The sequence below is a fragment of the Micromonospora sp. NPDC049529 genome, from assembly GCF_055586685.1.
Map to the genome: position 1 here is coordinate 405,324 of NZ_JBVJHT010000006.1, position 22,565 is coordinate 427,888.

Annotated in this window: 24 protein-coding genes; 14 read left to right on the forward strand and 10 right to left on the reverse strand. The window is 70.9% G+C overall.

Going from position 1 to position 22,565, the window contains the following annotated elements; genetic code table 11:
• Nucleotides 1-443: 443 nt before the first annotated feature.
• From ACZ6QQ_RS13305 to ACZ6QQ_RS13355, 11 genes are all read left to right on the forward strand, one after another.
• The gene (locus ACZ6QQ_RS13305) at nt 444-1,250 is read left to right on the forward strand and encodes a thiamine biosynthesis protein ThiG (protein ID WP_465876243.1); all 807 of its coding nucleotides are present in this window, start codon (nt 444-446) and stop codon (nt 1,248-1,250) included.
• Nucleotides 1,250-1,525, forward strand: coding sequence for a MoaD/ThiS family protein (locus ACZ6QQ_RS13310; RefSeq protein WP_465876297.1), 276 nt, complete (start codon nt 1,250-1,252; stop codon nt 1,523-1,525). Before ACZ6QQ_RS13305 ends, ACZ6QQ_RS13310 begins: the two co-directional genes overlap by 1 nt.
• Complete coding sequence (locus tag ACZ6QQ_RS13315) at nt 1,522-2,268, forward strand: HAD family hydrolase (RefSeq protein ID WP_465876244.1); 747 nt, start codon at nt 1,522-1,524, stop codon at nt 2,266-2,268. Before ACZ6QQ_RS13310 ends, ACZ6QQ_RS13315 begins: the two co-directional genes overlap by 4 nt.
• Nucleotides 2,265-3,722 (forward strand): glycogen synthase, encoded by a 1,458-nt coding sequence (locus ACZ6QQ_RS13320; RefSeq protein WP_465876246.1) that lies wholly within the window; start codon nt 2,265-2,267, stop codon nt 3,720-3,722. Before ACZ6QQ_RS13315 ends, ACZ6QQ_RS13320 begins: the two co-directional genes overlap by 4 nt.
• Nucleotides 3,719-5,221 carry a 4-alpha-glucanotransferase gene (gene malQ, locus ACZ6QQ_RS13325; RefSeq protein WP_465876247.1) on the forward strand — a complete coding sequence of 501 codons (1,503 nt, stop codon included), beginning with the start codon at nt 3,719-3,721 and terminating at the stop codon, nt 5,219-5,221. Before ACZ6QQ_RS13320 ends, malQ begins: the two co-directional genes overlap by 4 nt.
• Nucleotides 5,221-7,530 (forward strand): malto-oligosyltrehalose synthase, encoded by a 2,310-nt coding sequence (gene treY, locus ACZ6QQ_RS13330; RefSeq protein WP_465876249.1) that lies wholly within the window; start codon nt 5,221-5,223, stop codon nt 7,528-7,530. Before malQ ends, treY begins: the two co-directional genes overlap by 1 nt.
• On the forward strand, nt 7,527-8,765 hold the full coding sequence (locus ACZ6QQ_RS13335; protein WP_465876250.1) for an MFS transporter: 1,239 nt from the start codon (nt 7,527-7,529) through the stop codon (nt 8,763-8,765). The genes treY and ACZ6QQ_RS13335 overlap by 4 nt, the downstream gene beginning before the upstream one ends.
• A gap of 62 nt (nt 8,766-8,827) precedes the next feature.
• Entirely contained in the window at nt 8,828-10,582 is a 1,755-nt protein-coding gene (gene treZ / locus ACZ6QQ_RS13340) for a malto-oligosyltrehalose trehalohydrolase (protein WP_465876251.1), read from the forward strand.
• A 466-nt stretch (nt 10,583-11,048) separates the two neighbouring features.
• On the forward strand, nt 11,049-11,411 hold the full coding sequence (locus ACZ6QQ_RS13345; protein WP_465876252.1) for a DUF2089 domain-containing protein: 363 nt from the start codon (nt 11,049-11,051) through the stop codon (nt 11,409-11,411).
• Nucleotides 11,408-11,668 (forward strand): hypothetical protein, encoded by a 261-nt coding sequence (locus tag ACZ6QQ_RS13350; protein WP_465876253.1) that lies wholly within the window; start codon nt 11,408-11,410, stop codon nt 11,666-11,668. Before ACZ6QQ_RS13345 ends, ACZ6QQ_RS13350 begins: the two co-directional genes overlap by 4 nt.
• Nucleotides 11,669-11,689: 21 nt before the next feature.
• Nucleotides 11,690-12,121 carry an SHOCT-like domain-containing protein gene (locus ACZ6QQ_RS13355; protein WP_465876255.1) on the forward strand — a complete coding sequence of 144 codons (432 nt, stop codon included), beginning with the start codon at nt 11,690-11,692 and terminating at the stop codon, nt 12,119-12,121.
• 69 nt (nt 12,122-12,190) lie between these two features.
• Here ACZ6QQ_RS13355 and ACZ6QQ_RS13360 read toward each other — a convergent pair whose 3' ends face one another.
• The 6 genes from ACZ6QQ_RS13360 to ACZ6QQ_RS13385 form a co-directional block, all read right to left on the reverse strand.
• Entirely contained in the window at nt 12,191-12,673 is a 483-nt protein-coding gene (locus ACZ6QQ_RS13360; RefSeq protein WP_465876256.1) for a hypothetical protein, read from the reverse strand.
• Nucleotides 12,674-12,838: 165 nt separating this feature from the next.
• Nucleotides 12,839-13,264: a nucleoside deaminase gene (locus ACZ6QQ_RS13365; protein ID WP_465876258.1), complete on the reverse strand. Its 426-nt coding sequence runs from the start codon at nt 13,262-13,264 to the stop codon at nt 12,839-12,841.
• The gene (locus tag ACZ6QQ_RS13370; RefSeq protein ID WP_465876259.1) at nt 13,261-13,434 is read right to left on the reverse strand and encodes a hypothetical protein; all 174 of its coding nucleotides are present in this window, start codon (nt 13,432-13,434) and stop codon (nt 13,261-13,263) included. Before ACZ6QQ_RS13370 ends, ACZ6QQ_RS13365 begins: the two co-directional genes overlap by 4 nt.
• Nucleotides 13,435-13,444: 10 nt before the next feature.
• The gene (locus ACZ6QQ_RS13375) at nt 13,445-14,125 is read right to left on the reverse strand and encodes a class I SAM-dependent DNA methyltransferase (protein ID WP_465876261.1); all 681 of its coding nucleotides are present in this window, start codon (nt 14,123-14,125) and stop codon (nt 13,445-13,447) included.
• A 57-nt stretch (nt 14,126-14,182) separates the two neighbouring features.
• On the reverse strand, nt 14,183-14,917 hold the full coding sequence (locus ACZ6QQ_RS13380) for a hypothetical protein (RefSeq protein WP_465876263.1): 735 nt from the start codon (nt 14,915-14,917) through the stop codon (nt 14,183-14,185).
• Nucleotides 14,918-15,013: 96 nt separating this feature from the next.
• The gene (locus tag ACZ6QQ_RS13385) at nt 15,014-15,478 is read right to left on the reverse strand and encodes a heme-degrading domain-containing protein (RefSeq protein WP_465876265.1); all 465 of its coding nucleotides are present in this window, start codon (nt 15,476-15,478) and stop codon (nt 15,014-15,016) included.
• A 220-nt stretch (nt 15,479-15,698) separates the two neighbouring features.
• Here ACZ6QQ_RS13385 and ACZ6QQ_RS13390 point away from each other — a divergent pair, with 220 nt between their 5' ends.
• Both ACZ6QQ_RS13390 and ACZ6QQ_RS13395 read left to right on the forward strand, forming a co-directional pair.
• Nucleotides 15,699-19,247: a DNRLRE domain-containing protein gene (locus tag ACZ6QQ_RS13390; RefSeq protein ID WP_465876267.1), complete on the forward strand. Its 3,549-nt coding sequence runs from the start codon at nt 15,699-15,701 to the stop codon at nt 19,245-19,247.
• Nucleotides 19,248-19,344: 97 nt separating this feature from the next.
• Nucleotides 19,345-19,779 (forward strand): hypothetical protein, encoded by a 435-nt coding sequence (locus tag ACZ6QQ_RS13395; RefSeq protein ID WP_465876268.1) that lies wholly within the window; start codon nt 19,345-19,347, stop codon nt 19,777-19,779.
• Here ACZ6QQ_RS13395 and ACZ6QQ_RS13400 read toward each other — a convergent pair.
• Together ACZ6QQ_RS13400 and ACZ6QQ_RS13405 are read right to left on the reverse strand one after the other, a co-directional pair.
• Complete coding sequence (locus ACZ6QQ_RS13400; RefSeq protein ID WP_465876269.1) at nt 19,769-20,101, reverse strand: hypothetical protein; 333 nt, start codon at nt 20,099-20,101, stop codon at nt 19,769-19,771. The two genes, ACZ6QQ_RS13395 and ACZ6QQ_RS13400, sit on opposite strands and share 11 nt — an antisense overlap.
• A 12-nt stretch (nt 20,102-20,113) precedes the next feature.
• Nucleotides 20,114-20,770 (reverse strand): DJ-1/PfpI family protein, encoded by a 657-nt coding sequence (locus tag ACZ6QQ_RS13405; RefSeq protein WP_465876270.1) that lies wholly within the window; start codon nt 20,768-20,770, stop codon nt 20,114-20,116.
• A 98-nt stretch (nt 20,771-20,868) separates the two neighbouring features.
• Between ACZ6QQ_RS13405 and ACZ6QQ_RS13410 the strand changes: the two genes are divergently transcribed.
• Complete coding sequence (locus ACZ6QQ_RS13410) at nt 20,869-21,837, forward strand: GlxA family transcriptional regulator (protein ID WP_465876272.1); 969 nt, start codon at nt 20,869-20,871, stop codon at nt 21,835-21,837.
• Nucleotides 21,838-21,909: 72 nt separating this feature from the next.
• Here the strand turns inward: ACZ6QQ_RS13410 and ACZ6QQ_RS13415 are convergent, their stop codons facing one another.
• Complete coding sequence (locus ACZ6QQ_RS13415) at nt 21,910-22,074, reverse strand: hypothetical protein (protein WP_465876273.1); 165 nt, start codon at nt 22,072-22,074, stop codon at nt 21,910-21,912.
• A gap of 50 nt (nt 22,075-22,124) precedes the next feature.
• Nucleotides 22,125-22,286, reverse strand: a complete 162-nt coding sequence (locus ACZ6QQ_RS13420) for a hypothetical protein (protein ID WP_465876299.1) — start codon at nt 22,284-22,286, stop codon at nt 22,125-22,127.
• Between the last annotated feature and the right edge of the window lie 279 nt (nt 22,287-22,565).

Below are 22,565 nucleotides of genomic sequence, written 5' to 3' on the forward strand. Positions count from 1 at the left end.
CCAGGGAAACCCCGCGCGAACTGGTCCGGCGAACGATTAATCCATACTCACCCGGTCGAACGACTACCGAGTGCCGGTGAACGACGAATGTTACGTCCGTCATGTGTCGGAAACCTTACGCCGACCGCTCGCGACAACCGCCGACCGACACCCGACACCGTGATCAACACGAATCGGATCATGCCGGAACCACCATTTCGATCAACTGTCCGGCAGACAGATGACAGAGTCTGGAAATTCGAAATCAATGATCACAATCGAACTCTTACAAATGGATCCACATAACCCCAGCTCAGAATCCCGATGCCGAACAATTCGCACTCCACGGGCCCGACTGCTCGGCTCAAGTGAGCAATCTGGAAGAAGTTTCGCTCGGACTTGCCGTCAAGAATCTCGTTAACAGCCCGTGCCAAACGTTAACGACTCGACGAGAAGGCGGTTACATGTCCGTGACGGCGGAGGACATCGACGTCCAGGAACACTGGCTGACCCTGGGAGGTTACAAACTGACCTCCCGGCTCCTCGTCGGCATCGAGCAGTACACGTCGCCGAGCGTGGTACGCCAGGTGTTGGAGGTGACCGGCTCGCAGATCTTCATCACCACCGTGGACCCCGACAACAACCGGCCCAGCCTGCTGCTGTCGGACCTGGTCGACGAACTGCCGGTGGAACGCTACCTGTGGATCGGCACCACGTCCTTCGCCCGGTCGGGACAGAGCGCGCTGCGCACCGCCCACATCCTGCGGGACTCCTACGGCATCGACGTACTCAAGCTCGACGTCCGGGACGACAACAACCGACCGGACAACAAGACCACCGTCGAGATCGCGGCCGTACTGCGCGAGGACGGGTTCAGCGTGCTGCCGTTCATCCTTCCGGACGAGCAGGACGCCCTGGCGCTGGAATCGCTCGGCTGCTCCGCGCTGCGCGTCATGGCCGCCCCGGTCGCGTCCGGGCGGGGCATCCCCGACCCGTGGCAGATCCGCCGGATCATCGACGGTGTCGGCATTCCCGTCGTGGTGGAGGGCGGCCTCGGCACGGCCCGCCACGTCACGCTCGCCATGGAGATGGGTGCGGCGGCGGTGCTCGTCAACACCGCGCTCGTCGAGGCGAAGCAGCCGCTGCTGATGGCCGCCGCGATGCGCTCCGCCGTGGACGCCGGCCGGCTGGCCTACCTGAGTGGCAGCATGCCCGGCGACGAGATCCCCACCGAGGCGTCGACCGAGTGCCGGTGCGGGGTGGGTCGGTGATGGGGATCCAGGTGGTGATCCCGACCGTGTTCCTCTCCCACACCAACGGGTCCAAGAAGGTCGTCGCGGTCGGCGAGACCGTCGGCGAGGTCCTCCTCGACCTCGACAAGCGCCACCGCGGCATCCGCTCGCGCGTGGTCGGCGACGACGGCACGCTACGACGGTTCGTCAACATCTACGTCAACGAGGTGGACGTCCGGGGCGCCGACCTGCTGGACACCAGGGTGTCCGACGGCGACTCCATCCTCATCCTGCCCGCGGTAGCGGGCGGGTGAGCACGCGGCGTCTCGAAGGTGTTCTGTTCGACCTGGACGGGGTACTGATCGATACCCACGCCGCGATCGTGGCACTCTGGCGCGACCTCGCGGCGCGACGGGGGCGGCAGCTCAGCGACGGCGACATCGATCGCCACGTGCTGGGCTGCGCACCCGAGCACACCGTGACGGCACTCTTCCCGCAACTGGACGGTGCCGGGCGCGAACGCGTACTGGCCGCCGTCCGTGCCGCCGAGCCCGACCTGGCGTTCGCCCCGGTGGCCGGGGCGGGCGAGTTGGTCGCCCGGCTCCACGCCGCCCGCGTCCCGCTCGGCCTGGTGACGGGCGCGTCCACGGCCCGCGCCGAGCGGGTGCTCGACGCGCTGGGCCTGCGGGCGGCCTTCACCGTCCTCGTCACCTGGGGCGAGGTCGCCCACGGCAAACCGGCCCCCGACTGCTACCTGCTGGGAGCGGACCGGCTCGGGTACGACCCGGCGCGGTGCCTGGTGTTCGAGGACGCGCCGAGCGGGGTGACGGCGGCGGTACGGGCGGGTGCCGTCTGCGTCGGTGTCGGCGACGAGCCGCGCCTGCTGGCCAGCGGGGCGACCTGGACCGTTGCCGAACTGACCGCCGTGGGCTGCCGCGCGGGCGAACGCGACATCGTGCTGGACCTGTCGGGCCGGCCGGTGGTGACGCTGGCCGGTGCCGGTGCCGGTGCCGGTGCCGGTGCCGCGATGACGGTCGACCGGGAAGGAGCGACATGAGTGGCGGGGCGCCGGACCGGGCGAGCAGCGCCGGGTCGTACGACGCGAGGAACGCCGACGGTCCACTGCGCGTGCACTTCGCCACCTCGGAGGTGTATCCGCTGGTCAAGGTCGGTGGCCTGGGTGATGTGGCCCAGGCGCTGCCGAAGAGCCTGGCCCGGCGCGGACACCGGGTGGAACTCTTCCTGCCCAGGTACACCGGTCTGCCGGCGGGCCGGCGGGTCGCCGAGGTGACCGTCGCCGCCGGCTCCGCGCGAGCCGTGCTGGAGGTCGCCGACCAGGGTGAGTACGACGGCGTGCGCTACTACACCGTGGGCACGACCGAGCAGGTTCCGTGGGACCGTCCGGAGGGGTACGTCGAGAAGAACCTCGCCTCGTTCGTCCTGTTCTCGCGTGCCCTGGCCCGGCTGGCGGTCACCGCCGACTGGCAGCCCGACGCGGTGCACTGCAACGACTGGCACGTCGGACACGTACCGGCGCACCTGCGTACGCTCGGGGCGGGGTGCCGAACGGTGCTCACCATCCACAACCTCGCGTACCAGGGGCTGTTTCCGCAGAGCAAGGCCAGCGAGCTCGGGCTGACCGGGTACGGCGCCGGCAACCTGCTCGCCCAGGGCATCGCGCACGCCGACGTGGTGACCACGGTCAGCGACCGGTACCGGGACGAGACGTTGTCGCCGCTGCGCGGATGCGGGCTGGACGAGCTGCTGCGCGGCCGGGGTGACGACTACCAGGGTGTGCTCAACGGGGTCGACTACGACGAGTTCGACCCGGCCACCGACTCCCGCCTGCCGGCCGGTTACGACGTGGGGGCGATGGCGGGCAAGGCGGTGTGCCGGGCCGAGTTGCAGCGGACCAGCGGGCTGGCCCCGGAGCCGGGGCGGCCGGTGGTCGCCTTCGTCGGACGGCTGGTCAAGCAGAAGGGGGTGGAACTTCTCCTGGAGACCATCGACGAGGTGGCGGCGCTGGATATCCAGTTGGTCGTGGTGGGCCGTGGCGAGCGGTTCGAACGGGCCTTCGAACGGGCGGCTCGATACCATCCAAACGTGGCATTCCACCCGGACAGTGGTGAGGAGATCGCCCGGCTGGCGTACGCCGGATCGGATCTGTTCCTCGCCCCGTCCGAGTTCGAACCCTGCGGTCTGGCCCCGCTGATAGCGCTGCGCTACGGGTCGGTGCCCGTGGTCCGGCGGGTGGGCGGGATGGCGCAGACGGTGGCGCAGACCGGGCTCGGCTTCTCCTTCGCCGACGACGACCGGACCGGGCTGCTGGACGCGTTGCGCGAGGGCGTCGCCCGGTACCGCGACGACCCCACCTGGGCGCGGCTTCGGGACCGGGCGATGCGCGCCCGGTTCACCTGGGACGAGGCCGCCGAGCGCTACGAGCGGCTCTACCGGCCGCCGACCGGTCCCCCGGCCCGGCCCGCCGGTCGACGCAGGGAGCAGGTCCGATGAGTCCCGCCCGACGCAGCGGCATCCTCCTGCATCCCAGTTGCCTGCCGGGACCGTACGGCATCGGCGAGTTCGGTCCGGCCGCCACCGAGTGGCTGGAGTTCCTCGCCGCCACCGAACAGACCGTCTGGCAGCTCCTGCCGCTGAACCCGGTCGACGCGGACGGCTGCCCCTACCAGTCGTACGCGACGCTGGCCGGCAACCCGCTGTTCATCAGCGTCGACCGGCTGCTCGACGCGGGCCTGCTCGACCGCTCCGACCTGGCCGACATCCCGAAGCTGCCGGGCGACGCGGTGGACTACCCGGCCGCCGCCGCGATCAAGGACCGGCTGCTGGCACGGGCGTTCGCGAACTTCACCCCGACCCCCGACAGCGAGCGGTTCGTCCGGGAACAGGGCTGGTGGCTCGACGACTACGCCCACTACATGACCCTGCGGCGCCGGTACGGCTGGGCCTGGACGCGGTGGCCCGAGCAGTTCGCCCACCGCGATCCCGAGGCGCTGGCCCGCTCGGCGCAGGAGTCCGCCGAGCAGATCGCCTACTACCGGTTCGAGCAGTACCTCTTCGGCACGCACTACGCCGCCCTGCGGGCGCAGGCGCACGAGCTGGGCGTGGAGATACTCGGCGACGTCGCCATGTACGTCGGCACGCAGAGCGCGGACGTCTGGGCCCACCCGTACCTGTTCCAGCTCGACGCGGCCGGGAACCCGACCTCGGTGGCGGGCTTCCCGCCGGACGAGTTCAGCCACGACGGCCAGGTCTGGGGCAACGCCCTGTACCGCTGGGACGAGATGGCCGCCCGGGACTACCGGTGGTGGATCGACCGGATCCGCAGGATGGAGGACCTGTTCGACATCGTGCGGCTCGACCACTTCCGTGGCTTCCTCAACTACTGGGCGGTGCCCGTACCGGGAAACGCCACCGAAGGCCACTGGGAGAACGGGCCGGGCCTCGACCTGTTCCGCGCCATCCGCAAGGAACTGGCCGACGTGCGGCTGGTCGCCGAGGACCTCGGCCCGGCCTCCGCGCAGGTGCAGCAGTTGCGGATCGACGCCGGGGCGGCGGGGATGCGGCTGCTCCAGTTCGGCTTCGCCGGCGACGAGAACCAGCACCTGCCGCACCACTACCCGACCGACTGCGTCGCATACACCGGTACGCACGACAACAACACCACCGCCGGCTGGTGGGCCCGCGCCACCGCCGAGGAACGTGAACGGGTCGAGCGGTACCTGGGCGGCGTACCGGACGGCATCTGCTGGTCGGCGGCGCGGGCGGTGTTCGGGTCGGTGGCGCAGTTGGCCATCCTGCCGTTGCAGGACGTGCTGCAACTGGGCGCCGAGGCGCGGATGAACACACCGGGCCGGGCCGAAGGAAACTGGCAGTGGCGCTACGAGCCCCGGGCGCTCACGCCGAGTCTCGAATTCCGGCTGCGGCGGCTCACCGAGATCTACGGCCGCGACCGGACGGCCACCCAGCGACGGGCACGGGGGTTCACGGGCTGATGGCGGTTCCGACATCGACATACCGGGTGCAGTTCGGTGCGCACCTGCGGCTGACCGACGCGGCACCGGTCGCCGACTACCTGGCCGCGTTGGGCGTCGGCGCGCTGTACGCCTCGCCACTGCTCGCCTCGTCGCCCGGCTCGACGCACGGGTACGACCTGGTGGACCCAACCCGTACCTGCGACGAGCGCGGCGGCGCCGACGGCCGGCGCGAGCTGGCCGACCGGCTCCGGCGGGCCGGGCTGGGCTTCGTGGTGGACGTGGTGTGCAACCACATGGGGGTGGGCGACCCGCCGGCCAACCCGTGGTGGTGGGACGTGCTGCGGCACGGCCCCGGCTCGCGCTACGCCGGGTTCTTCGACATCGACTGGTCGGCCGGCCCGCTGCTGCTCCCGGTGCTCGCCGACGACGCGGACGGCGTGGGCCCCGCACTGGCCGAGCTCAAGGCGGACGCGACGACCCTGTGGTACCACGGGCACCGCTTCCCGCTGGCGCCGGGCAGCGAGCACGGGACGCCGCAGGAGGTACACGCCCGCCAGCACTACCGGCTGGTGTCGTGGCGGCGGGGCATGGCCGAGCTGACGTACCGGCGCTTCTTCAACATCGACACGTTGGCGAGCCTGCGGGCCGAGGATCCGCAGGTGTTCGCGGCGGTCCACGACGAGCTGCTGAGCTGGGTGCGATCCGGTGAGGTGACCGGGCTGCGGATCGACCATCCGGACGGGCTGACCGATCCCGGCGGCTACCTCCGCCGGCTGCGCCGGGCCGCGCCCGAGGCCTGGATCGTGGTGGAGAAGGTGGTCGCCGTGGGCGAACCGCTGCCCGCGTCGTGGCCGGTCGACGGAACCACCGGGTACGACGCGCTGCGCGAGATCTGCGGCGTCTTCGTCGACCCGGCCGGCCGGGAGGCGTTCGAAGCCGAACCGAGGGTCGCAGCCGCCGAGGTCAGCACGGAGAGCCGCCGCCAGGTGGCGCTCACCCTGCTCGCGGCGGAGGTACGGCGGATCGTCGCCCTCGTCGTCGAGCTGCTGCCCGACCGCTCGCCGCAGCAGTGCCACGAGGCGGCGGTGGAACTGCTGATCTCGTTCCCGGTGTACCGGACGTACCTGCCCGAGCATCGCTGGGCGCTGGAGCAGGCCGTCGCCGTCGCGCGGGAGCGCCGGCCGGACCTGGCCGACATCGTGACCGCCGTCGGCGCCGACATGATCGCCCGGCCGACCGGTGCGCTGGCGACCCGGATCCAGCAGACCACCGGGGCGGTGATGGCGAAGGGGGTCGAGGACACCGCCTTCTACCGGTACCACCGGCTGGTGGCGCTCAACGAGGTCGGCGGGGACCTGGACCGGTTCGCCGTACCGCCGGCGGAGTTCCACGCCGCGAACGCCGACCGGCAGGCGGCCTGGCCTCGTACGATGACGACCCTGTCCACCCACGACACCAAGCGGTCCGAGGACGTGCGGGCCCGGCTGGCGGTGCTCAGCGAGCTGCCCGACGAGTTTGTGGGCGCGGTGCGGCGCTGGGCGGCCCGCTGCCCGCTGGGCGATCCGGCGCTGGAACCACTCGCCTGGCAGACGCTCGTCGGTGCCTGGCCGATCGAGCCCGAACGGCTGCGCGGGTTCCTGCTCAAAGCCGCCCGGGAGGCCCGGCAGCGCACCACCTGGACCGATCCCGACCCGGAGTTGGAGAACGTGCTGACGAGCTGGCCGGACCGGGTACGCGCGGACGCGGAACTGACCACCGAGATCGCCGGGTTCGTGGACCGGATCCGGCCGGCGGGCTGGTCCAACTCGCTCGGGCAGAAGTTGCTGCAACTGGCCGGACCGGGCGTGCCCGACGTCTACCAGGGCACCGAGCTGTGGGACTGGTCCCTGGTCGACCCGGACAACCGGCGCCCGGTGGACTTCGCCGCCCGGCGTGCCCTGCTCGACCGGCTCGACGGCGGCTGGCGCCCCGACGTCGACGACACCGGGGCGGCGAAGCTGTTCGTCGTGTCGAGCGTGCTGCGGCTGCGGCGCGACCGGCCCGAGCTGTGGGACGGGTACGCCCCGGTCCGCGCGGAGGGCCCGGCGGCCGACCATCTCGTCGGCTTCGCCCGTGGGCAGCGACGGGAGCTGGTGGCGGTGGCCACCCGGCTACCGCTGGGGCTCGCCGCCGACGGTTGGTCGGACACCGTACTGCCCCTGCCCTCGGGCGGCGGCGGTGGCTGGACCGACGTGATCAGCGGCGTACGGTTCGGGACGGATCCGCCCCCGGTCGCCGACCTGCTGGGGCGGTATCCGGTGGCCCTTCTCCTGCGGGAGGAGCGGTGACCGCGACCCCGGTCGTGGCGCAGGACGCCCGACGCCGTCCGATGGCCGCCCTCTTCACCGGCTCGGCCGCCACCAACATCTCCATGGTCGGCGCCAGCACGGTGAGCACCCTGATGGGGGCGCACCTGCTCAGCCCGCTGTGGAGCGGCCTACCCAACGCGGCCGGGGTGATCGGTTCCGCCATCGGCACCCTGACGCTGGCCGCGGTGATGGCCCAGCGCGGCAGTCGGATCGCCCTGGTCGCCGGCTACCTGGTCGCGGTCGTCGGTGCGGTCGTCGCGGGCTTCGGGGTGGTGTCCGACTCGGCCGGCCTGCTGATGGCCGGCATGGTGCTGCTCGGCATCGGCAACGGCGGGGCCCAACTCTCCCGGTACTGCGCGGCGGACCTGTACCCGCCCCACCGCAAGGGGTTCGCCGTCGGGCTCATCGTCTGGGGCGGCACGCTCGGCGGGCTGATCGGGCCGAACCTGATCGCACCCCTGGCCCGGTTCGCAGGTGGACTGGGCCTGCCGCCGCTCACCGGCCCGTACATGTTGGCGCTCGTCTGCGCGGGCGGCGCCGCCCTGGCCTCGTCGACCCTGCCGGCGACCCGGACCCGGCGCGGCGGCGAGGCGTCCGGACCGGTCCCCGCCCAGGTCTGGCGGCGCCCGGTGGTCCGGGCCGCGGTGGTGTCGATGACCGCCGGCCAGGTGGCGATGGTCGCGGTGATGACGATGACGCCGTTGCAGATGGAGATGCACGGCCACGGTCTCGGCGCGGTCGGCGCGGTCCTCAGCGTGCACCTGCTGGGCATGTTCGCGCTGGCTCCGCTGTCCGGGCACATCGCCGACCGGTTCGGCGGGCGGGCCACGATCCTCCTGGGCATCGGCGTGATCGTGCTGTCCACGGTGGCCGCGCTGGTGCCGATGGCCGGCGACACGTCGTACTACGTCGCGCTGTTCCTGCTCGGCTACGGCTGGAACCTCACCTTTGTCGGCGGCAGCAGCATGCTGACCCAGTCGCTGACCACCGCCGAGCGCCTGCACGTCCAGGGTGGTGTCGATGCCATTGTCTGGACCGCCTCGGCGGTCTCCAGCATCGGGGCCGGCATGATCCTCGGCACGGCCGGTTACCCGGCCCTGGCGGTGTCGGCCGGCGTGGCCGTGCTGCTCCCGCTCTTCTTCCTCGTCGGCCGTCGGGCCACGGAGAGTCTCACGGTGCCCCCTCGGCCGGTCGAGCACTCCGTCAGCGGCTAGGAAACCCCCACCAACGCGTACGGGCGGCCGGGATCACGGGCCGTCCGAGGACGGAGGACACGGTGACCGAGGCGCACAGCTTCTCGGTGTGGGCGCCCCTACCCGGCAGGGTGAGCGTCCGGGTCGCCGGAGCGGACCACCCCATGACGGCGGGCACCGACGGCTGGTGGCATGCCGACGTCGACGGCGCCCGTGCCGGGGTGGACTATGCGTTCCTGCTCGACGACGACCCGACGGCGCTGCCCGATCCGCGCTCGCTGTGGCAGCCCGACGGCGTGCACGGCCCGTCCCGGTTGTACGACCATGCGGCGTACCAGTGGCGGGACACCGGCTGGCGGGGTCGACCGCTGGCCGGGGGCGTGGTCTACCAGCTGCACGTCGGCACCTTCACCGAGGCGGGGACGTTCGACGCCGCGATCGACCGGCTGGACCACCTGGTGCGACTCGGGGTCGACTTCGTGCAGTTGCTGCCGGTCAACGCGTTCGAGGGCGATGCCGGCTGGGGTTACGACGGGGTGCTCTGGTACGCCGTACACCAGCCGTACGGCGGCCCGGACGCGCTGAAGCGCTTCGTCGACGCCTGCCACCGCGCCGGGCTGGGGGTGCTGCTGGACGTGGTCCACAACCACCTCGGCCCGGCGGGGGCCTTCACACCCCGGTTCGCGCCGTACTTCGCCGACCGGACCAAGTGGGGACCGGCGCTGAACCTCGACGGCGCCGGCTCGGACGAGGTACGCCGTTACGTGCTGGACAACGTCACGAGTTGGCTGCGCGACTTCCACCTCGACGGGCTGCGGCTGGACGCCGTGCAGGCGCTGCGCGACGGCCGGGCCGTGCACCTCCTGGAGGAGATCGCCGTCTCGGTCGACGCGCTCTCGGCCCACCTCGGTCGCCCGCTCGCCCTGCTGGCCGAGTCCGACCAGAACGATCCACGGCTGGTGACGCCCCGCGAGGCCGGCGGGTACGGCCTGACCGCGCTCTGGAACGACGACGTGCATCACAGCCTGCATGCCGCGCTGACCGGCGAGCGGCAGGGCTACTACGCCGACTACGGCTCGCTGCGGGTGCTCGCCGACGCACTGCGCAACGTCTTCGCGTACGCCGGGGGCCACTCGTCGTTCCGGGGGCGCGGCTACGGGCGGGCCGTGGACACCACCCGGACCCCGGCCAGCCGTTTCCTCGTCTACGTGCAGTCGCACGACCAGGTCGGTAACCGGGCCGGCGGTGAGCGGATCTCGGCCGGTCTGTCGCCGGGGCTGCTCGGTTGCGCCGCGGCGATCGTGTTCTGCTCGCCGTACACGCCGATGATCTTCATGGGTGAGGAGTGGGGCAGCCAGGGTCCGTGGGAGTTCTTCGTCTCGTTCGACGACGACGATCTGCGGGAGGCGGTCCGCCTCGGCCGGCAGCGGGAACTGGGGGCGACCTGGGGCGTGGCCGTCACGGCCGACCCGGCCGACCCGAAGACGTTCCTCGGGTCGAAACTGCGCTGGTCGGAGCTGACCGACCCGGACCACCTGCGGCTGTTCACGCTCTACCGGGACCTCATCGCGCTGCGGCGTTCCCGGCCCGAACTGACCGACCCGAGGTTGGACCGGCTCGGCGTGGACGTCGACGAGCAGCGGCGGTGGCTGGTGGTGCGCCGGGGCGAGGTGTGTCTGGTGTGCAATCTCGCCCCGACCGAGCAGGGTGTGCCGCTGGGCGTGCCGCCGCGCGAACTGCTGTTGGCCTCCGCCGAGGTGCACTGGACGGGCACGGAGGTGTTCCTGCCGGGCGAGAGCTTCGCGGTGGTGACGACGGACCAGGGCGGGAGTCGGTAACCAACTGATCACCGGCGGCGAGCCGGCACGGTCCGGGCGGAGGTACGCGGAGCGCCGTCCGGCACGGTCACCTTTCACCCGCAGCAGGGCGCGGCACACCGCGAATCCTCGCCCGACCAGGGCACCGACACCGTGGAGTGGCCCGTCGACGCGCGGGACTCGGCGCTCGTCCGCGTCGAGATACGCCATCCCGGCGGGCACATGACGGCCTCGGCAACCCGGTACCGCTGACCGGAGAGTCGCCGCGGGCGACGGCCGCGCGGTAGGCAGTCATCACGTTTCTCTCGACGTCACGAGCCCGCCGCCCGGCGTGGCCGGTGACGTCCGTTCCATGCGCGGGCCGGGACGGGCGACCCAGGAGCCCGAAGATCAAATTAAGAAAATTAATCTTTGCTCGTTGACTACTTAAAAAACTCAAGGTAGAAATAGCTGGCGAGCACGTCGCCGAAGAGCAAGGGAGCCCAGGGTGGACTGGCAGGAACTGACGGACCTGACACACGGACAGCCGTTCGTGGTCGAGCGGGTCCGCCTGGCCGGCAGCGGCGTGGCGATCGAGGGCCAGTTCGATCCGCCGCAGCTGGCTCAGCTCAGCGTCGACGATCAGGTGTTCGTGGCCGCGTTCGTACGGTCGCACGGTTCGATCAAGGAGATGGAGCGGATCTTCGGGGTGAGCTACCCGACGATCAAGTCCCGGCTCAACCGGATCGCCGAGCACCTCGACTTCGTCGACACCGATCCGGCGCCCACCGGCGCCGACGTCGTCGACCGCCTGCGGCGGGGGGAGATCGGCGTCCAGGAGGCGCTGGCCGAGTTGGAGCAGTCCCGGTGATCCCGCAGCTGGTGACGTACCGCCAACGTCGTCGCGACGGCCGATGGTTGCGGCTGTACGTGCCCGTACTGCCGGCGGTTCTGGTGCTGTCACCCCTGCTGCTGCTCGCCGCGTTGGCGGGACTCGTCGCGTGCATCGTCTTCCGGGTGAACCCGCTGGGCGCGCTGCGCGGCATCGGGCGACTGCTGTGGGCGTTGCCCGGCACGCGGTTCGAAATCGAGGACGGCCACCTGGCCGTGCTGGTCAGCGTCAATTGAGTCGGAGAGGTAGGAGCCGTCATGAATGAGCAGCGCCGTCAGGTCCTGGAGATGCTGGCCGAGGGCAAGATAACCGCAGACGAGGCCGAGCGGCTGATCGACGCTCTCTCGCGGGAACAGCCCGCGTCGCTGCCGGGAGTCACGTCCCGCCCGAAACCCCGACCCAAGTATCTGCGTGTGGTGGTGAACTCGGAGGACGACTTCAGCAGCGACGGGCCGAGCCGGATCAACATCCGGGTCCCGCTCCAGCTGCTGCGCGCCGGGGTACGGCTCACCAGCCTCATTCCTCCGCAGGCGCTCACCCAGGTCAACACGAAGCTGCACCAGTCGGGCGTACCGATCGACCTCACCCAGCTCAAGCCACAGCACATCGAGGATCTCATCGAGCAGCTCGACGAGCTCACCGTCGACCTCGACGACCCCGGAACCAAGGTGCAGGTGTTCTGCGAGTGACACCGCCACGGCGCCGGCCGTCCGCCCCAGACCACGGGATCGGGCGGCCGGCTGGCCCGAGGCATGGCGTTACCGGTCCAATCGCTGCGTGAACCCGGTATCGAGAGCCTGCCGGACCTTCTCGACACCGCCCCGGATCATCGACCCGTATTCGTCGTCGGGAAGCGCGTCGAGATCCACGACGGCGGCCGCCAGATGCCGGCGCGCCTCGTCCGGATTCCCCACTCGCCGATGCGCGTCGGCCAGATTGAGACGCAGCGAGGGAAGGAAGGCTCGGACCTGTAGCGAGTCGTGGAATCGGCGGGTGCGCTCGTCACTGAGTTCAGTGACCGCCGCCAGGGCGCGCTCGTCCCAGCTCAGCTCATCCGTCACGGCCTCCTGCAGGTCGGCCAGATAGTGCGCGATGCTGCATCGGTGCAGCGCATCACCGTGCTCACCCACCGTCTCCCACAGCTTTTCGAGCGAGGTCCTGGCTCCCCCGCGATCCCCCGCACGTCCCTGTTCGACCGCGACACCGATCGCGGCCATAACCTGATCCGCGCTGATCTCCATAAACTTCCCTTTCATGATCGAGCGCGTCGATCATGAAGTTGGCGCGGGAATCGAGCCAGAAACTTGCGCTAACTTCATGATCCTGGCTCGGCAACGGGTGGACGAGGCGAAGTCTGGGGCCTCGATCGGGTTGAGGGTCAACAGCGCGGGGCCCGTCGGGCGGCGCTAGTAGTAGGTGTCGATCGGGCGGCGCGCCTCGTCGAAGAGTGCCGGTCCCTCGTACCGCACCGGGGGCGGGGGCGGGGTGACGGGCTTGACCTCCTCGAACTGTTCGGCGGACAGGGCGTACACCACCCGGCCGAGGCCGGACCGGGCGATCGCGGTCGCGCACATCGGGCAGGGCTGGCAACTGGTGAACATGGTGGTGATGGCGGCCACCTCGGGGGCGAGTTCCCGAGCGGCCCAGCGGGCCAGCTTCAGTTCCGGGTGGGCGGTGATGTCCGAGTCGGAGACCACGGTGTTGTGGTCCTCGATCAGGACGGTGCCGTCCGCGTCGACCAGCAACGAGCCGAAGGGGCGTTCGCCGGACGCCCCGGCCAAGCTGGCGAGTTCCACGGCACGGCGGAGAAACTTCTCGTCGTCGGGGGTCATCGGTCCTCCTGGGATCTGGGGTACGCGGCCACGGCCGCAAGGATCTGCCAGGCGCGTTCGGGCTGGCGGATCTCGGTCGGGTCGCCGTTGAACGGGTCGAGCACCACCGTCTGGGCGCCGAGCAGACGGATCCGGTCGAGGTCGGCGACGATCTGGGCGAGCCGGTGCACGGGCTCCAGGTCAAACCGGTTGTCCCACCTGGTAGCGGGCCAGCAGGACGCCCTGATCATCCTTCTCGCCGTCCCGGGCGCGTCGTATCAGGCGGCCCTCTTCCCGTAGGCCGGCAGCCTCGATCTGGGCACCGACCTCGTCGGCGGTGTAGAGATGGCGTTCGAGTTCGATCTCGTGGCCGAACCGACGGTACGAGCCGGACACGTCGCGGGTGCCCTCGCCGGCCTGGAAACCGACGAGCAGGTGGCCGCCCGGGCGCAGGACGCGGGTGGCCTCCGCGAAGATGCGCGCGAGGCCCGCGGGCGGCGTGTGGATGATCGAGTACCACAGCATCACGCCCGCGAACCGGTCGTCCGGGTAGGGCAGCTCGGTCAACGAACCCACGGTGAACACCAGGCCGGGGTGGTCGCGCCGGGCCATGGCGACCATGCCCGGCGACAGGTCGACACCCTGCACCGCACAACCGCGCTCGCGCAGGTACCGGCTCATCCGGCCGGTGCCGCAACCCGCGTCGAGGACCTGCGCGTCGTCGCCAGCCGTGACCGCCATGGCGAAGGCGTCGACCATGGCGAGATCGAGCGGGGCCTCCCAGCGGGTGTCCGGCAGGTAGGCGGCGTAGTCCTCGGCCACGGTGTCGTAGGCCCGTCGCACACCACGGAAGTCGAGCGAATTCGAAGTAGAGGAGATCACGGGCCGCGATTATGCCAGCGGCGGGTCCCGACCGGTGAGGTGTCGGTGAGCGTGCCGTCAGGTCGTGGCTGTCGGCGACGGGTCGCGGTACCACCATGACTCGACGTCGTCGTCCAGCACGTCGAGGTCGTGATCCGTTGGACGGTAGCCGTCCAGCAGCGGCATCGACCAGGCGCCGGTCCGCTGCATGATCTGACGCAGTTGCACGACCTCCGGCACCCGACCCAGATCCTCGACCGTCGGCAGATGACCGTGGACGAGCATCTCGGGACCGAGTCCGTACCACAGTGCGATGAGCTCGATGTCGCCGTGCTGCTCGGCGGCGGCGGCCACGGCCAGCACGACCTCGATCAGCGAGCCACGGCGGGGCGGGATCGCGTCGGCGCCCCGCAGCCGCCCCTCGTCGACCATGCGCTGCCACAGCGCCGTGCCGGCCTCGCAGTACAGCCACGGCGGGTCGACATAGCCGTCCTCCAACCAGTCGTCGTAGCCGCCGAAGTCGTCGTCGTCCTGGTCACCGAACGCGCGCAGCTCGGTGAACCCGGTCAGGGCGTCGAAGAAGTCGCGGCGCCGCGCGTAGTCGGGGTGCTCCCGGATTGGAAACCGGTACGTGTGCCGGCGGCGCAACAGGATGTCCAGCACCCGCCCCTGGGTGTGCGAGCAGTCGAACTGCTGCTGGAACGCGTACAGCGCCACGAACCAGTCCCGCAACCGGCCGTCGCCCTCGGGATGGTGGGCGTCCAGCACCAGCACCGAACTGTGCACAAGGTCTTCGATCTCGTGCATCGACATGGCGGGCCCCTCCCGGTGGGCAGGTCGGCGGGCCGGCTGGGCTCGCCGACCGCACGGTACCCGGGGCGTGTGACGCTTTGTTCGCGAGACGGGCTCCTACTCGGGGCGCCGGGAGTCCAGGAAGAGTCCGAGGGCCTCGACGACGAGGCGGTGGTCGTCGAGTTGGGGCAGCCCCGAGACGGTGACGGTGCCGACCGGGCCGGTGCCCCGCAGGATGATCGGGAAGCAGCCGCCGTGCGCGGCGTACCGGGCCCGGTCGAGATGGGACTGCTCCTCGAAGGTGGTGCCACGGTCGCGGTAGGTCTGGCCGACGAGGTAGGAGCTGTGTCCGAAATGACGGACGACACGGATCTTGCGCTCGATCCAGTCGTCGTTGTTCGCCGAGGTGCCGGCGAACGCGTAGTGGAAGAGTTGCTGGTCACCGAGACGGATGTCAATGGTGACCGCGTGGCCGCGCTCCCTGGCCAGCCCGACCAGGCGACTCCCCAGCTCCCAGGCGTCGTCGTGGTCGAAACGGTCGAACTGGAGGCGCTCCTCCTGCTCCTGAAGCTCCGGCGTCACGGCGTACCGCTCCCTTCCTCGATCGTCGGAATGATCTAAGCAGAAAGAGCCGGCGTACGGCCGCCCGAGGCGTCGGCGGCCCGGATCCCTCCGTCCACCCGCCGCCCCCGACCTGCGGTGGGGTTCCCGAACGGCCGATTCAAGGATTACCCAAGCTTCCGTTCCAGGCCGCCGATAGATGGTTGCTTGTCTATTCCTTGTGCTCCGAGAGGGGAGCGAGATGACAGGATCCATGAGCCCGTCCGCGCGCGGACCCGGGCAGTGGCGGGCGGTGGCCGTCGCGGCCGTCGCCGTCCTGACCGCGTCGCTGCTGATCGGCGGCCCGTTCCGGGCCAGCGCCAACCAGCCCGAACCCGAGTCGACGGCCAACCGGCTCGACCCGGTCAAGGCCGCGCAACAGGCGGCCAGAGAACAGAACCGACGCGTCGAGATCGAGTCGATGCGGACGGAACGGTCCAGCACGTGGGCCAACAGCGACGGCCGTACGCTCCACGCCGAACTGCACAGCGAGCCGGTCCGGGTCAAGCAGCGGGACCGGTGGGTGCCGGTCGACACGACCCTGGTGGAGCGCAACGGGGTCATCCGGCCCAGGGCGACCCCGGTGGGGCTCGACCTGTCCCCGGGTGGCGACACGACCGTTCTGCGGAGCCGCAACGGCCGGGACCGGTCCGCCGTACGGTGGCCGCGCCCGCTGCCCCGGCCGGTGCTGTCGGGCAGTACGGCCACCTACCCCGACGCGGTGTCCCCGGGCATCGACCTGGTGGTCACGGCCACCTCCACCGGGTTCGACCAGTCGATCGTCATCCGGCAACGGCCGGAGGGCAAGCCGACGTTCCGCGTACCGGTCACCCTTCCGGAACGGATGACGTACGGGAAGGACAAGTCCGGCGGCCCTCGTCTGCTCGCCACGGACGCGGGCAGGACCAGCACCTTCGCCGACGTTTCGGCGGCGACGATGCTCGACGCCAAGGCGGTCGACGCCCCGGACTCGGGTGTTCGGGGGATCGCGTCGGCGTCGGTGACCCACGACTCGGTGGGACCGGTACTCACGCTCGCGCCCGACCCGGTCTTCCTTGCCGACCGCGACGTGGCCTACCCCGTGACGATCGGACTGGCCTCCGAATGGGTCGGCGCGGGGCTGGACGAGGACACCTTCGTCTCCAGCGTCCAGTACCAGAACTCGCAGGCCTCGGCGACCTGGTTGCGGGCCGGCCGGTCGTCCAGCGGCGCCGCGGAAACCTGGCGCACCTACATCCGCTACCACATCGCCGGCACGAACCTCGTCGGATCCACCATCCTCAACGCCGACCTGCGGATCTGGAACTACCGCTCGAACGCCTGCGGATCCCAGGTGGGCTCGGGCATCGTCGCCCGCCGGATCACCAGCGACTGGAGTCCGGCGACACTGCGCTGGAGCGTGCAGCCCTCGGCCACCACCACCGGGCAGAGCAGCAACCAGGCCGCCTACAGCGACACCTGTTCCTGGGGTGAGGGCGAGCTGTACCACTCGGTCGAGGCGATCACCCAGGCGTGGGCGGACGGTGCGCCGGACCTCGGCTTCCAACTGCGCGCGGTGAACGAGTCGGAGGCCACCAACTGGCGGCAGTACCGCTCCTCGGAGAGCAGCGAGACCGGGCCGGTGCTCTTCGTCGACTACGAACCCGCCGAGCAGGTGACCATCCTGTCCACCTACGCGGACGAGCACGGTCCCGACGTGGTTAACCGGACCTGGGCCGACGCGGAGGCGGCGCAGGCGAGGATGACCGACGTACCGCCGCAGATGCCGAGGCGCAGCGACGAGGATGCGATCCGGTTCGCGGAGACCGAGGGCGTCACCTTCGACGACGGGGAGATGGACGACTACTCGGCACCGGAGGGACTGACCCAGGAGGAGCGGGACGCGGCGAGCAACCCGAACGCGCCGCCCGGTGAGGATCCGGTGACCCCGGACCCCACCCCGACCGGGCCGAATCCCACCCCGACCACCCCCACCCCGACACCTTCCGGGCCGACCCCACCACCGACCGGGCCGCCCGGTGAGGACCAGACGCTGGAGCTGCCACTGATCACCGGTGTCGCCACCACCAACTGGGGCTTCGAGGAGCAGGGCGAGCCACTGCTGGTCGCCGGCAGCTACGACTGGGGTGACGGCACCCACGACCTGTCCCGTACGTACCTGAGGTTCGACACGACGGCGCTGGCCGGACGTACGGTACGCAGCGCCACGCTGCGGCTGAACCAGGTCTTCGCCTGGTGCGACACCGACACGATCGACATCCGGGTGTTCCCGGTGACCGGCTCCTGGGCGCCGGAGACACTCGCCTGGAACCGGCAGCCGGCCACGGGCGCGACCGGTGTGGCCGCGGGCACCACCCCCGACTGCGAGGGTGTCGGGACGATGAGCTGGCCGGTGACCGCGACCGCCCAGTCGTGGGCGACCGGTACGGCCAACCACGGCCTGGCCCTGCGTACGGTTCCGGAGGCCGGGGAGGGCCAGCACGAACGCTACTTCGACTCCGCCGTGCCGTGGGAGGGCGAGCCGGTTCCGCCCGTGCTGGAGGTGACCCTGGCCGGTACCGGGGCGCTCACGACCGGTTCGCGGACAGCGGGCGACGGTGGGCGCGCGGTCGACGCGGCGGCGCCCTCGCCCACCAGCCCCGGACAGATCACCCTGGCCGAATGCGACGGCACCTCGGCGACGACCAAGGCGTACGCGTCCAAGGGCTGGATCAAGAACCAGTACAACGCCTGCCACAAGCAGACCGGGCTGTTCGAGTCCTGGGTCCGCAACCGGGCCGGTGTCTGGGTGCAGATGGGGGCGGTGTCGTTCCGGATCACCCAACTCGTCACCACGTTCCGGGGTGTGCGGGACAGTTCGCATCTCGCGGCTCGGGACACCAAGCTGAAATGGCGGCTGGACGACTTCCGGATCGTCTGGGGCACTCCCCCGCCGGCCGTCATGCCGGTGTCGCTGCTCCTGCTCAGGACCAGGGGCGTGGGTTCGCCCGACCCCTGCCAGTTGACCAGTGGAACGGACCGGGTGACCAAGACGTACGCGCAGTGGACGGCCGGCGTCACGGTCGACCACACGCTCCGCTCCCCGACGCCCGTCGGGGTCGGGCGGCACTACACCGCCAACTGCGACATCAACGCGGGTATCGAGTTCGTCTACGACCGGGTCAAGTTCACCGCCTTCGGCACGCACAAGGCCGTCCGCTGCGACTCCTCACCGAACATCTCCGTCTACAACGGCGGGTGTGTGATCAGGAACGGCGTCTCGACCTTCAAGTTGAACAAGAACGATCTCAAGGTGCAGCACTCGGCCGAGCACATCGACACCGCCCAACAGACCCCCAACCTGACCGAACCGTTGCCGCCCGCGGGCCAGCGCAAGCAGATCCCCGGCTCGCGGGAGAGCAACGACCCGCTGCACCGGCTGACCGGCGGCGGCATCAAGAACAACCGGGATCTCGCCATCGCCGCCTGCAACCGGATCTGGGGCACCAACCGGGACTCGTGCGACGAGTACCCGTTCGCCTCGACCAAGGAGGGGGCCCTGACCGGGCCGTTGTCCTACTCGGTGGACGAGATCCCGCTGAAGGACAACTGCGCCTCCGGTTCGCGGCTGGGCTGGTTCTACCAGAAGCACCGCATCCTGCCCGGGGACCCGTTCTTCGTCCAGATCGTCGGCCAACCGGTCGACCCCGACGACCCGAACCCGAGTGAGCCACCGGACGAGCCCGGCGACACGTACTGCGACTCGCAGTAGCCGCGCTCCGCACCTCGTACGACGGATCGTCGCGCCTCGGTGGGCAACCACCCGCCGGGGGCGCGACGGCCTCGTCCGCCCGCCTACGATGACGCCCGTGGCCGAATTCGCACTCTTTGCATGGGGCAACTTCCTCTACGAGACCGAACTCGACCGTCTTGCCGAGTGGCTCGGACCCGCCGTCCTCACCGGCGAGCGGGTGTTCCTCCATCCGGATGTCGCGATGTCCGACGAGGGGCCGCTGCGGGTCGACGCGAGCCGCTCCCTGTACGCCGTCAGCGGCCGGTTCGTCTCCGGGCGCGACCTCGCGCTCGCGCCACCGCGCACCGACGACTGGCGGGTCGGCTACCTGCGGCTCGTGACCGACGGGTCGGTCGACGACGCCGAGCGGGTGCTCCGGGAGCTTGAGCAGCAGGGGTGCGAACTGGCCCGCGACGACGATCCGGGGCGCAATCCGCTGCCGATCGGCGAGATCGTGACCGGGTGGGAGGAACTGCACGGCCAGTGGGACGTCGCGCTGGTCAGGCTGTAGGGCGGGCCCGGCCCTGCGGGTTCGGACGCCGGGTGCCGGTGACCGTGGTCCGGGGCAGGCGCCCCGCGCGGGAGTGACCGTTGATGCTCTCGCCGTCGACCACCACGTCGAAATCGAGGTGCAGACGGATCGGGCGGGTCACCGACTGGCGCCAGGTCACCCGGGGGCCGTCGCAGACCATCGCGGTGAGCGGCACCGTCTCCGACGCCGTCGACGCGGTGCCGGCGATCGCGCCGTCCGGGTCGTCGAAGACATAGACGGCGTTCAGGGTGCCGATCGGGGTCTTCAGGCTGACGTCCCAGGTACCGAGAATGTTGTTCAAGACGGCTTCCCTTCAGACCGTGACGGGCGTACGCCCGGTGTCGCGCCACACGGTGCCGCGTCGTTCGTACTCGAACAGGGTTTCGACGGCGTGCGCGATCCGGGGACCGAACTCGCGTTCCAGGATGTGCAGCCCGAGGTCCAGGCCGGATGTGACGCCGCCCGCGCTGATCAGGTCGCCGTCGTCGACGACCCGGGCCGGCACCGCCCGTACGCCGGTCGCGTCGAGCACGTCCATGCCGAGCACGTGCGTCACCGCGTGGCGGCCCTCGATCAGGCCGGCCATGGCCAGGGCGAGTGATCCGCCGCAGACGGCCGCGACGGTGACCTCGGGGTTGCGTAGCGCGGCGAGCAGCAGCGGTGCCGCCGCCGACTCGCCGAACCGGGCCAGCAGTACGGGGATCGTCACCGCACCGTCGTCGGGGTCGCCGATCGTCGGTCCGCTGACGCCGGGTACGACGACGTAGCCCGGCCGGTCCGGGTCCAGCCTCGCGGTCGCCCGCAGCGTCAGGCCACGGGTGCCGCTGACCACTTCGCACGGGCCCTGCGCGGCGACGAGTTCCACCGCCAGGTCGCCCCCGGTGGCGTCACCTCCCGCCGCGAGAACCTCGAAGGGCGCGATGACGTCGAGGGGATCGAATCCGTCGAACAACACGATCTGTACCAACATGCCACCGATCCTCGGCCTCGCCGACCAACGCGGCCAGTGGCAGGATTGCCATCATCCAACTGATTCTTGCCGCGTCCTTCACCCCGAGGAATGTCGCCATGCACACCGTGCTCGTCCTGGCGCTACCGAACACGATCGCGTTCGACCTCGCCACCCCGATCGAAGTGCTCGGCCAGGTACGGCTGCCGACCGGCCGGCCCGGCTACCGGGTGCTGGTCTGCGGCAGCGAGCCACTGGTCGACGCCGGCCCGCTGCGGCTGGCCGTTGACCACGGCCTCGACGCGCTCGTCGACGCCGACACCGTCATCGTTCCCGGCCGGTACGACCCGGCCGAACCCGTGCCCACCCCGGTGCTGGACGCACTGCGGGCAGCCGCGGCCACCGGCACCCGCATCGCCTCGATCTGCGTGGGCACCTTCACCCTCGCCGCGGCCGGCCTGCTCGACCACCGGCGCGCCACCACGCACTGGGCCGCCGCCAGCCAGTTGCAGGCGTCGTTCCCCGCCGTGCAGGTGGACCCCGACGTGCTCTACGTCGACACCGGGCAGATCATCACCTCGGCCGGGGCGACCGCGGGCGTGGACATGTGCCTGCACCTCGTACGCCGCGACTACGGCGCCGCGATCGCCGCCGACGCGTCACGGCGGGCGGTGGCACCCCTGCACCGCGACGGTGGGCAGGCCCAGTTCATCCCACCCCCCGGCCCGCGCGCCACCGAGACCGGCCTCGGCGCGCTCCTACAGTGGTTGGAGGTGCACGCCGGTGAGGACCTGACCCTGGCCGACGTGGCCGACCGGGCGGGGCTGAGCGTACGCACGCTCAACCGCCGCTTCCACGAGGAGACCGGTCGCACCCCGATGCAGTGGGTCACCACCGTACGCATCCGTCGGGCACAGGAACTCCTGGAAACCACCGACCACGGCGTCGACCGGGTCGCCCACCTCGTCGGCTTCACCTCACCGGCACAGTTCCGCGTCCAGTTCAAACGACTCAGCGGGGTGGCGCCGCAGACGTACCGCACCACCTTCCGTACGCAGCCCCGGACTGCGGCAAGCGCCTCCGCTTGACGCTGCCGGGACCGAAGAAATTCCGCCAGGACGGGAGGATCAGCCGAATTCCCGGCGGTACCGCTCCGGTGATCAACCCAGCCATGGTTTGATCAGTTCGGGGTCGGCGACGAAGGCCATGACCCGATCGCGTTCCGCCGCGGTGAGTTCGATGCGCCGCAGAGGCTCCCCCCATTCCGGCACCCGCTCGGATTCGTCGAGCGCGGTCGACAGCTCGACCAGTGCGGCGAGGGCCATCGCCCGTTCGACGGCGGGCGCGTCGGCACCGTGCCGGCGCAGCCCCGAGTTCAGCGCCCGGAAGGCCGCGAGGTCGTCAATTTGAACTCCCGCAGGATCCGGGCGTTGTCGAGCACCTTGGCGAGGCCGCTGAGCTGCTTCGATCCGCCGTACTCCAAGCCCTCCGGCTCGTCGCGGCGGATGAAAATGATCGAGTTCCCCGACGGATCCATGACGGTGAACCGGGAGGCCCCGGCCCGGTAGCGGGTGATCCGCGGCAGCCCCTTCGGCGGCGCAGGCGATTCTGCGCATCCGGCGGCGACCCGTCCGGGCCGCGCCGGGTCGCCGACGGGGGAGGGGGGGGGGGGGGGGGGGGGGGGGGGGGGGGGGGGGGGCCCCCCCCCCCCCCCCCCCCCCCCGCGCACCCGTGCCGGCTGCTGGTCGTGGTCCGTTCCGACGTGGAGCGGGAGCAGAGCCGGCTGGACGCCGAGATCGTCGTGGGCGGCCGGCTC

Excerpts from the sequence above, each read along its gene's own strand:
- ACZ6QQ_RS13405 (WP_465876270.1), bottom strand. The coding sequence starts at position 20,770 with ATGTTGGTACAGATCGTGTTGTTCGACGGATTCGATCCCCTCGACGTC.
- ACZ6QQ_RS13360 (WP_465876256.1), bottom strand. The coding sequence starts at position 12,673 with ATGGAGATCAGCGCGGATCAGGTTATGGCCGCGATCGGTGTCGCGGTC.
- ACZ6QQ_RS13310 (WP_465876297.1), top strand. The coding sequence starts at position 1,250 with ATGGGGATCCAGGTGGTGATCCCGACCGTGTTCCTCTCCCACACCAAC.
- ACZ6QQ_RS13320 (WP_465876246.1), top strand. The coding sequence starts at position 2,265 with ATGAGTGGCGGGGCGCCGGACCGGGCGAGCAGCGCCGGGTCGTACGAC.
- ACZ6QQ_RS13390 (WP_465876267.1), top strand. The coding sequence starts at position 15,699 with ATGACAGGATCCATGAGCCCGTCCGCGCGCGGACCCGGGCAGTGGCGG.
- ACZ6QQ_RS13365 (WP_465876258.1), bottom strand. The coding sequence starts at position 13,264 with ATGACCCCCGACGACGAGAAGTTTCTCCGCCGTGCCGTGGAACTCGCC.
- ACZ6QQ_RS13305 (WP_465876243.1), top strand. The coding sequence starts at position 444 with ATGTCCGTGACGGCGGAGGACATCGACGTCCAGGAACACTGGCTGACC.
- ACZ6QQ_RS13355 (WP_465876255.1), top strand. The coding sequence starts at position 11,690 with ATGAATGAGCAGCGCCGTCAGGTCCTGGAGATGCTGGCCGAGGGCAAG.
- ACZ6QQ_RS13380 (WP_465876263.1), bottom strand. The coding sequence starts at position 14,917 with ATGTCGATGCACGAGATCGAAGACCTTGTGCACAGTTCGGTGCTGGTG.
- ACZ6QQ_RS13415 (WP_465876273.1), bottom strand. The coding sequence starts at position 22,074 with ATGGCCCTCGCCGCACTGGTCGAGCTGTCGACCGCGCTCGACGAATCC.
- malQ (WP_465876247.1), top strand. The coding sequence starts at position 3,719 with ATGAGTCCCGCCCGACGCAGCGGCATCCTCCTGCATCCCAGTTGCCTG.
- treY (WP_465876249.1), top strand. The coding sequence starts at position 5,221 with ATGGCGGTTCCGACATCGACATACCGGGTGCAGTTCGGTGCGCACCTG.
- ACZ6QQ_RS13420 (WP_465876299.1), bottom strand. The coding sequence starts at position 22,286 with ATGGATCCGTCGGGGAACTCGATCATTTTCATCCGCCGCGACGAGCCG.
- ACZ6QQ_RS13410 (WP_465876272.1), top strand. The coding sequence starts at position 20,869 with ATGCACACCGTGCTCGTCCTGGCGCTACCGAACACGATCGCGTTCGAC.